This window comes from Serratia sp. PL17, from assembly GCF_017832355.1.
In the GTDB taxonomy this organism is placed as follows: Bacteria; Pseudomonadota; Gammaproteobacteria; order Enterobacterales; family Enterobacteriaceae; genus Serratia.
Genome location: NZ_JAFIBY010000001.1, coordinates 504,189 through 513,918, shown reverse-complemented (window position 1 = coordinate 513,918; position 9,730 = coordinate 504,189). Strand labels below are relative to the sequence as shown.

10 protein-coding genes are annotated in these 9,730 nt (G+C 51.7%); 2 read left to right on the top strand and 8 right to left on the bottom strand.

Annotated features, from left to right (window positions below):
• Positions 1-21 precede the first annotated feature (21 nt).
• Positions 22-795: an envelope biogenesis factor ElyC gene (elyC, locus tag JOE25_RS02440; RefSeq protein WP_209634155.1), complete on the top strand. Its 774-nt coding sequence runs from the start codon at positions 22-24 to the stop codon at positions 793-795.
• Between the two features lie 6 nt (positions 796-801).
• On the opposite strand, the gene JOE25_RS02435 is transcribed toward elyC, so the two are convergent.
• The 6 genes from JOE25_RS02435 to JOE25_RS02410 all read right to left on the bottom strand — a co-directional run bounded on the left by JOE25_RS02435 (position 802) and on the right by JOE25_RS02410 (position 5,052).
• The gene (locus tag JOE25_RS02435; protein ID WP_209632573.1) at positions 802-1,698 is read right to left on the bottom strand and encodes a YcbJ family phosphotransferase; all 897 of its coding nucleotides are present in this window, start codon (positions 1,696-1,698) and stop codon (positions 802-804) included.
• 147 nt (positions 1,699-1,845) lie between these two features.
• Positions 1,846-2,595, bottom strand: coding sequence for a 3-deoxy-manno-octulosonate cytidylyltransferase (gene kdsB, locus JOE25_RS02430; protein ID WP_209632572.1), 750 nt, complete (start codon positions 2,593-2,595; stop codon positions 1,846-1,848).
• A complete protein-coding gene (locus JOE25_RS02425; protein WP_006320791.1) occupies positions 2,592-2,774 on the bottom strand; it encodes a Trm112 family protein in 183 nt (60 codons plus the stop codon). The genes kdsB and JOE25_RS02425 overlap by 4 nt, the downstream gene beginning before the upstream one ends.
• 289 nt (positions 2,775-3,063) lie before the next feature.
• Positions 3,064-4,290, bottom strand: coding sequence for a winged helix-turn-helix domain-containing protein (locus JOE25_RS02420; protein WP_209632571.1), 1,227 nt, complete (start codon positions 4,288-4,290; stop codon positions 3,064-3,066).
• 110 nt (positions 4,291-4,400) lie between these two features.
• A complete protein-coding gene (locus JOE25_RS02415; RefSeq protein ID WP_209632570.1) occupies positions 4,401-4,622 on the bottom strand; it encodes a cold-shock protein in 222 nt (73 codons plus the stop codon).
• Positions 4,623-4,842: 220 nt separating this feature from the next.
• On the bottom strand, positions 4,843-5,052 hold the full coding sequence (locus JOE25_RS02410) for a cold-shock protein (RefSeq protein ID WP_209632569.1): 210 nt from the start codon (positions 5,050-5,052) through the stop codon (positions 4,843-4,845).
• Positions 5,053-5,578: 526 nt separating this feature from the next.
• Between JOE25_RS02410 and JOE25_RS02405 the strand changes: the two genes are divergently transcribed.
• Entirely contained in the window at positions 5,579-6,985 is a 1,407-nt protein-coding gene (locus tag JOE25_RS02405) for a VOC family protein (protein WP_209632568.1), read from the top strand.
• Between the two features lies 1 nt (position 6,986).
• On the opposite strand, the gene lpxK is transcribed toward JOE25_RS02405, so the two are convergent.
• Both lpxK and msbA read right to left on the bottom strand, forming a co-directional pair.
• Positions 6,987-7,967, bottom strand: coding sequence for a tetraacyldisaccharide 4'-kinase (gene lpxK / locus JOE25_RS02400; protein WP_209632567.1), 981 nt, complete (start codon positions 7,965-7,967; stop codon positions 6,987-6,989).
• On the bottom strand, positions 7,967-9,715 hold the full coding sequence (gene msbA, locus JOE25_RS02395; RefSeq protein ID WP_209632566.1) for a lipid A ABC transporter ATP-binding protein/permease MsbA: 1,749 nt from the start codon (positions 9,713-9,715) through the stop codon (positions 7,967-7,969). The genes lpxK and msbA overlap by 1 nt, the downstream gene beginning before the upstream one ends.
• Positions 9,716-9,730: the final 15 nt, after the last annotated feature.

Below are 9,730 nucleotides of genomic sequence, written 5' to 3'. Positions count from 1 at the left end.
CCCAAAAGGACCTGATTTTTGATGCTCTTTAACCTGAAAAAGTTCATTGGCGCCATTTTAATGCCGTTACCTGCGCTGCTGCTGCTCATGGGACTGGCGCTGTTACTGCTCTGGTTCACTCGTTGGCAAAAAAGCGGCAGGGTCATTTTGACGCTGAGCTGGCTGTTTTTATTGCTTTTCAGCCTGCAGCCCGTGGCCGATAGGCTGTTACGGCCCATAGAGTCAGAGTATGTCACCTATCGCGGCACTGACCCGGTAAACTATATCGTGGTACTGGGGGGTGGCTATACCTTTAACCCGGACTGGGCACCAAGCTCCAATCTGATCGGCAATAGCCTGCCGAGGGTAACAGAAGGTGTGCGTTTATACCTCGCGCACCCTGGAGCGAAAATGGTGTTCACCGGGGCCGGTGGCCCGCATACCTTGAGCAACGCGGCGACGGCAGCGCGCGTCGCGGAAAGTCTGGGTGTGCCGAACAGCGACATTGTGTTGTTGGATCGTCCGATGGATACAGAGCAGGAGGCATCACAGGTATCTAAACTGGTGGGTCAGCAGCCGTTTATTTTAGTGACATCGGCTAACCATTTGCCAAGGGCCATGCGTTTCTTTGAAGCCAAGGGGCTTCACCCGATTCCGGCACCGGCCAATCAGTTGGCCATCAGCTCGCGTTTGAACATTTGGGATCGCGTCGTGCCGTCGGCGATGTTCCTCGGCCACAGCGAGCGTGCCTGGTATGAAACGCTGGGCAGCCTGTGGCAGTGGCTGAAAGGAGCCGATGAGGTTTCTGTCGACTAACGGGCCTTAACCGGCAAGCCAGGGCAACAGCTGTTTTGAGGCATAATCGAAGGGTTGTCGCTCAAGCTTGCCGGTATGGACTAACCGCCCAATCGCTTCCCACACGACATACAACCAACGCCGTGCCAGGAAGGACTCCGCAACCGGTGCCCGTTGCAAATAATAGAACAAGAGCTGACTTGGCATCCCTGCCTCACACAGCCGGAATAACTCATATTCACGTGGAGCCCACAGCATCATTCCCGGGTTCAGCATTGCCAACAGCTGGTCACTTTTCGGATCTTTCAGCATGCTGCGCAACGACAGGTTACCGTGCACCAGCACGCAGGGATCGTCGAATCCGACAAAAAAATGGGTCAGTGCTTCGCGCGTACGGTACAACAAACGGCGATCGGCCATGGTCAACTGTGGCGAGTTAAGATTGCAGACTGTCGACCACAACACCTCTATCCGCTGTTGATACCAGCAAAACCAATCATTTTCCTGGGTGCTGTCAACCGTACCGACGCAGCCATGACTGTCGATACGGTGCCAGGCCAACACACCATCGACAATCTGTTCCATTAACGTATTCCACCGGTTCGGCGTACGCGTTGGTGCTTCTGCAGATACGCCACGTAACCGTTCGATCAACAAGATTTCTTTATAGGGCGCTTGATGGGTATAGACCACGCCATACACCGTCGGCAGGCGAATATCCCCTTCCCGGGACAGCATCGATAACTTGTAAGACTCTTGTTGGGCGACACCCTGACAGACAAAGCTTTTTGCCATTAGCGGGATCGCATGGCCTTGTTGGTCATACAGCGAATACATGTGTGCATAAGGCTGTTCGCTAACGCGTTCCAGTCGGCTGATCGGTTCACCCAGCACAATACTCAGTTCGGCGCGTAACTGCTCCATATGAAAATGGCCTCAAGAGGAAAAGAAGAGACGCTGATATCATCGAACGGTGAGCAGAAAAATTCTTCAACGCAGATCAACAAAATGGGGATATAAGAAGGTAAATTATACCGCCGACGCGCTGTGTGACGCGCCGACGTTCAATGCTCAGCCTTTGATACTGTCGCGCACGCGCTGCAGATCTTCCGGTGTATCAACACCCACTGTTGGCACTGCTTTGGCAACCGCTACGTGGATTTTTTCACCATACCAAAGCACCCGCAACTGTTCCAGCAACTCTATCTGCTCAAGTTGGCTTGGTGCCCAGGTGACATAACGGCGCACAAAACCGGCACGATAAGCGTAAATGCCGATATGGCGTAACAGGCTGTCACCAATGCTTTCTTTGGATTGCGCAAAACGCTCACGATCCCAAGGAATAGTGGCACGTGAAAAATAGAGTGCATAACCCTGCGCATCCATAACCACTTTGACTGCATTGGGGTTAAACGCTTCTTCTGCGCTGTCGATTGGCACCGCAAGGGTCGCCATACCCGCTTGGCTACCCGCCAGGTTTTCAGCGACCTGACGTACAATGACCGGTGGAATCAGTGGTTCGTCACCCTGGACATTAACAATGATTTCGTCATCGCTAAAACCATAGTGCTCAATCACTTCTGCAAGACGTTCGGTACCGGAATTATGGTCGGGCCGGGTCATGCAAACTTCACCACCTGCCGCTTTAACCGCATCAGCTACCGCTGGGTGATCGGTCGCAACAATCACGCGGCTAGCACCTGACTCACGTGCACGTTCCATTACGTGCACCACCATTGGCTTACCGTGAATGTCGGCCAAAGGTTTCCCCGGCAAACGGGTTGATGCATAACGGGCTGGAATAATAGCGATAAAACTCATGCGTGTTTCTCATCCAATGACAGCGCCCGCGCTTCATTTTCCAGCAGGACGGGAATGCCATCGCGCAGCGGATAGGCCAGGCCATCCACTTTACACACCAATTCCTGGTTTTCTTTATTGAAATAGAGCTTACCGTTGCAGACCGGGCAGGCAACGATTTCGAGTAAACGGTGGTCCATGCTTCCTCCAGGGTGGAGATCTAACGTACGGAAAGTGGATGAGGATAGCATAACGCTAAGCGCCAGGTTAATCATCGGCTGTTTACCAGGGCACTTTTAATCTGCAAAGGGGATTGAATTGCCTTCAACGCAGGCGTAGAATTTTGTGACCTGAATCACAAAAATAAATTTATCATGGTCAAACGTATTCATAAGATCATCGCCCTGTTTGCCAACTTCAGCAACTGAGGCACCCCATTGTAACGAGCGGTGCTGGAATTCGTTTTACCCACGCCCAAAGTGCCGTTCGTTATACCACCTCCCAGCCTTCTCCCCACTCAGCGGCCAATTGCGCCGGAATATTACCCACCAGAACCTGTTTCGCCCCGTGCCATTTTGCACTGCGCGTTATCGCCTGTCGGATATCCTGCACACGCTGTTTACCAAAACGAACCTTGGCCTGCGGATGGAAACTGATAATTTCAAAGACACCTTGCCGACGATGCATTTTTGCATCAATACGGCCTATCAACTCACCCCGCTGCAATACAGGCAGCGTGAAGTAACCATATTGCCGCTTTTCTTTGGGTGTATAACATTCCAGCCGATAGTCAAAATTGAACAGTTCCAGCGCACGGCGACGGTCCCAGACCACGGGATCAAAAGGGGAAAGTAATGTGGTCACGCTGGATTTTAAGGTTCCCTGCTCCGCCTGTTGTAGCTCCTTCGCCAGTGAATGGTGCACGTAAAACTCGCCGTCCAAGCCGTCGATCAACACGGGTAACACATCGCCCTTTTGTAGTAGCGACGCCAGCAGTGCTTTCGGGGCAACACGTTTCAAACGGTAGTAATCTGCCAACCATTCGGCCTTGAAGAGCCCCAGGAAGCGACAGGTGCGGCTGAGCATCTCATGCCGCGCATGCTCGGTGGATAACGTGTGTCGGCTATCATCCCAATGCGGCAATAGCCTTTCCGTCAAATCGTAAACACGGTGGAAGTTGCGCCGTTCAGCAACCATCAACTTACCCGCAGTGAATAAAATTTCGAGGTGGCGCTTTTCCGGTTTCCAGTCCCACCAGCCGCTATTTCCTTTTTTCTCTGCACTGAAATCCGCCGAACGAACCGGGCCAACGGTTTCAATATGCCGTAAGAGCGACGCAATTGCCGACTGGTGTTCCTGCATCCATTCTTCGGAATACTTCCACCCCATCTCCTGCGGCTGCAACATGCGGTGGCGCAACAGGCCAAAATCTTCAATGGGTAAGAAACAGGCTTCATGCGCCCAATACTCAAACAAGCGGCGGCCCGCCAGGGCCTGCTCCAACCATTCTGGCTGATAGTCGCCCAGGCGACTGAAGAGTACTAGGTAAGGGCTACGCGCGACCACACTGATGGTATCGATTTGCAGGAGTCCCATACGCTCAATAGCGGCAACCACATCGTCGGGTTTGGCTTTGCGTTTCATTGGGGATAACAGCCCTTGCGCAGCAAGATGGAGTGCGCGGGCGGCAGTCAGAGAAATAACCGGGGTAATCATCCTGAAATCCGAAACGATTAAACAATCGTTTGATAATAGTGGATATCGGGAAATTTATCTTCGCCAGTGCTTGGGGTGGCGGCACCGGCACTGGCGAGGAAGGGGATGGGTCAGAACGCGATAACGTCTGCCGCAGACAGCCCATGAGAGCTGCGATAGATCGAGAACTCGACGTTCTGACCTTCGTTTAGTGATTTATTTTTAGTATTGGCGATAGAACGACGGCTTACATAAATTTCGTTGCTGCCATCTACCGGTGAAATAAAGCCATAGCCTGCAGCCTGATCAAACCATTTCACACGGCCCATTTGTAACACAGTATTTTTAAACATAACTTATATCCTTTTACTTGAGCATCCTTAACAACGTCATTTTTATTATTGTTGGACGCTACCAGCCCATCCTAAAGTTTTTCGTAAGAAACCTCTCGTGAGCAAAAATTAAAAAACCCGCACAATGGCGGGCTTGTTGGACTTAATATCTTCCGCAATGAATCAGCTAAACGCCTCATCATGGTTGTATTAAGATCTCTTTACGTTATTCCCTGTTTACTTACAGAGCAACAACGTTAGCGGCAGCCGGCCCGCGCGGGCTGTCCTGGATGATGTACTCAACACGCTGGCCTTCAGCCAGAGTTTTGAAACCGTCGGTCGCGATTGCGGAGAAGTGTACGAATACATCTTTACCACCGTCGTTCTGTTCAATAAAACCAAAACCTTTGCTTTCGTTGAACCACTTAACCTGACCAGTCTTCTTAGACATTAACATTTACCTTTTAAATATATATACAAAACCTGCCATAAGGCAATTTAGGCCGTTTTTAGAAACATTACTTATGGGAGGTACTTAGAAGGTTCGTCTTTGAAGCGGAATCAGATGATAACGTTTTGGGAGGAACTACTTAACTCTATACTCGAACATAAATAGGTCTGCATCACAGGCCGACTTGCATTTACTCACAAATCCGTCATTTGCACAAGAGGTTTATTGCCCTATTTTAATCATTCCTGCGGTTAATTTTTTATGTCTATGATTGTGCATGGATTAATTTATCTTTTTTTACGTAAAACTCGTGGCCTCATTGCCTTCTGGATGTCTATTTCGCCCGCTATTCTTTGTTCAAATGAGAGCTAACGCATAAAAATCTAATATGCTTGCCCAAGCTATAACAAAAGCTAATTCACATAGCTAAACTTGAGGTGAAAACAAGGCGGATGGCCGTTTAGCCAGTACTTTTACCGTCAAAAATAATATTTTTCAGATTATACTGAATGAAGGAGCTATGCGCATGACCGCCCAGCAGTTCGTCTCACCGAATGAAATCCGCGCCAGATTCTCCCATGCCATGTCAGATATGTACCAGAAAGAGGTGCCTCTGTATGGTGATTTGCTCGAACTGGTGGCGGAAACTAACCGACAGGTTCTGCGCGAAGATGCCGCACTGGCTCACCAATTACAAATTACCGGCGAAATCGAACGGTTGGCTATGGAACGCCATGGTGCTATTCGAGTGGGCACCGCAGAGGAATTAGCCACCTTGCGGCGGCTGTTCAACGTTATGGGTATGTCACCTGTCGGTTACTACGATCTGGCCGTGGCCGGTGTCCCGGTACACTCCACCGCGTTTCGTGCGGTACATGAAGACGCGTTGCAGATAAGCCCCTTTCGTGTTTTCACCTCATTATTACGCCTTGAGCTGATTGAAAACCCAGAGCTGCGCGAACTGGCGCAACAGCTGTTGGCACGTCGCCGCATCTTTACTGAACGGGCGCTGGAACTGATCGTATTACAAGAAGCTCAGGGCGGATTGGACAACAGTCAGGCAGATGAATTTGTCGAGCAGGCACTGGAAACCTTCCGCTGGCACAGCCGCGCAACGGTCAGCGCAGCCGAATATCAGCAGTTGCACGACCAGCACCGCCTGATTGCTGATGTAGTGGCGTTCAAAGGCCCGCACATTAACCATTTGACGCCACGCACACTCGATATAGATCTTGTTCAACAGTCTATGCCAAGCCGGGGCATTACCCCTAAAGCCGTCATTGAAGGCCCACCACCGCGCCGTCGCCCCATTCTTCTGCGTCAGACCAGTTTTAAAGCGCTGGAGGAAAACGTCGACTTTGTTGAACATGATGGTCGCGCCGTTTCAGGACACCACACTGCACGGTTCGGTGAAATTGAACAGCGCGGTGTAGCACTGACAACGAAAGGCCGGGCGCTGTACGATCGCCTGTTACAAGCAACCAATGATGCTTTACAGGCCCCCCCCAGTGAAAAAAATGCGGACCGCTACAATCAGTTACTGGTGGAACACTTCAAGGCATTTCCCGATGACTATGCAACCTTGCGTGAACAACAGCTGGCTTGGTTCCGCTACTTCCCGACAGAGTGCGGGCTGGCGGCAAAAGACGCGCTGGATCCCCACAGCACGTTAGAACAGCTGATCGCACAGGAATACATTCGTTTCCAACCCTTGGTCTATGAGGATTTTCTGCCTGTCAGTGCGGCGGGTATTTTCCAGTCGAACCTGGGCGACAGTCGGCACGCGCAATACAACGCGAGCTCAAGCCGAGCGGCGTTTGAATCGGCGTTGGGTGCAGCGGTGATCGATGAGTTATCGTTGTATGAACAAACGCAGCAGCGCTCGATAGAAACCTGCGCGCAAGCTCTGGGGCTTCACGCGCTGGCCGTTTGATTTACTTTTTCAGCAGTTTTTCAACGCGATGCAGCAGTTGCTTAGCCTGCTCGGGGGGAAGTACCGCGTCGACCGGTAAATACCACCAGTTGGGCTGGGCAAAAGCACGGCATTTGACCGCGTCTTTTTCAGTCATCAATAATGTTTGCCCAGAGGAGATCAGTGCCGCCAATGGCGCGTGCTGATATTCCTGATGATCGGCAAACGCCACTTCTTTTTCGACATCTACGCCCAGCTTTTCCAACGTGGCAAAGAAGCGCGGTGGATGACCAATACCTGCCATTGCCACCACATGCGGTAGTTCAACGGCTGGCCTGCGCTCACCGCTGGCGATGTTCACCGCATCACGCGCCTGCAACTGCATAGCAATTTCGCCCGGCTGCGCCACACCGCCGTTGGCAATCAACGCATCCACGCTGTTCAAGCGTGAAGCACGTTCTCGCATCGGGCCCGCAGGCAACCACCAACCGTTGCCAAAACGACGCACACCGTCAATGACAACCAATTCAAAGTCACGCTGCAACGCATAATGCTGTAAACCGTCATCGGTAATGATCACATCAAGCGGTTGCTGCTCAAGGAGTGCCTGCACCGCTTCAGCACGCTTAGGTGAGATAGCGACTGGCGCACCGGTGCGTTGATAAATCAACACCGGTTCATCACCTGCCTGTTGAGTGGTGGTATCTGCATTAAGTAACAGCGGATAAGCCTCTGCTTTACCGCCGTAGCCGCGCGAAACCACACCCGCCCGGTATCCACGCTGCTGCAATTGCTCCACCAGCCAGATCACCATTGGCGTTTTGCCATTGCCACCGGCGGTGAGATTCCCCACCACCACGACCGGCACCGGTGCGCGCCAACTTTTACGCAGGCCACACCGGTAACTGAGTCGAATCAGGCTACTGACCAAGCCATACAACCAAGACAGCGGCAACAGCAGCAGATAGATCAGTGAACTTCCTGACCAGATGCGCTCAATCATTATTGACCAAACTGCATGCGATGAAGCTGGGCATAAGCACCCTGCTTTTCGAGCAATGCGGCATGCTCACCACGCTCCACGATACGACCATCCTCTACGACCAGGATTTCATCGGCCTTCTCAATGGTTGACAGGCGGTGGGCAATGACCAACGAAGTGCGGTTCTTCTGTAATTCATCCAACGCAGCCTGAATAGCACGTTCCGATTCGGTATCCAGTGCCGAGGTGGCTTCATCAAGAATCAGGATCGGGCAGTCACGCAGCAAAGCACGGGCGATAGCAATACGCTGGCGTTGGCCGCCAGACAGCATCACGCCATTCTCGCCGATAACCGTATCCAGACCATTTTCCATTTTCTCAATGAAATCCATGGCGTAGGCCATGCGGGCGGCCTTTTCAATCTCTTCGCGGCTATAGCGATCTTCACGCGCGTAAGCGATGTTGTTGGCGATAGTGTCATTAAACAAATGTACGTTTTGCGAAACCAGTGCAACCTGGTCGCGCAGCGATGCCAATGTATACTCACGCAGATCGTGGCCATCCATCAGGATCTCGCCTTCCTGCACGTCATAAAAACGCGTCAACAGATTGGCAATGGTCGATTTACCCGAACCAGAACGGCCGACCAACGCCACTGTTTTACCTTCTGAAATGCTCAGATTGATATCACGCAGCGCCGGTGTTTCTTTACCTGGGTAGAAGAAAGTCACGTTACGGAATTCGATATCGCCTTTCGCCCGCGCAACTTCTCGGGTACCGGTATCTTTTTCCTGCTCCATATCCAGAATAGAGAAGAGCGTTTGGCAGGCTGCCATCCCACGCTGGAACTGGGCATTGACGTTAGTCAGTGATTTCAACGGGCGCATCAGGGCGATCATTGAAGAAAACACCACAGTGATAGTACCGGCCGTCAGGGTTTCCATCACGCTTGGGAAGCTGGCGGCATACAGCACGAAGGCCAATGCCAAAGAGGCGATAAGCTGAATAATCGGGTCAGAAATCGAGGAAGCGGAAACCAGCTTCATGCCCTGTTGGCGCATGCGGTTACTGACGGAGTTAAAGCGGTCGGTTTCAACCTGCTGGCCGCCAAAGATCAGGACTTCTTTATGCCCCTTAAGCATCTGCTCGGCACTGGTCGTTACCTGCCCCATCGTATTCTGCATGTTTTTGCTGATATTACGGAAGCGTTTGGAAACGATGCGGATTGCAATAGAAACAATCGGCGCCAGTACGATCAGGATCACCGACAGTTGCCAGCTGTAGTAGAACATCATGGTGAACAGCGCGATGATCGACGCCCCTTCACGCACCACGGTCACCAACGCACTGGAAGATGATGACGCCACCTGCTCGGAATCATAGGTGATTCGCGACAACAAGGTCCCCGTAGACTGCTGATCAAAGAAGGAAACCGGCATCCGCATCATGTGACCGAACAATCGGCGACGCATGTGCATCACCACCATGCCGGAAACCCATGAAATACAGTAGCTGGAAACAAAGCCCGTTGCCCCGCGCAAAACCATCAAACCAATAACAGCCAGCGGCATCCACAGCAGGATGCTGCTTTCTGTTTTCCCAAAACCGTCATCCAATAAAGGTTTAAGCAAAGACAACATAAAGGCGTCGCTAGCCGCGTTCAGTACTAACGCAATGGCGGCCACAATCAGCCCGGTCTTAAAAGGTGTGATCATCGGCCAGAGGCGACGGAAAGTCTGCCAGGTGGAGAGATCTTTATCATTCATCATGCAAATACCAGCATC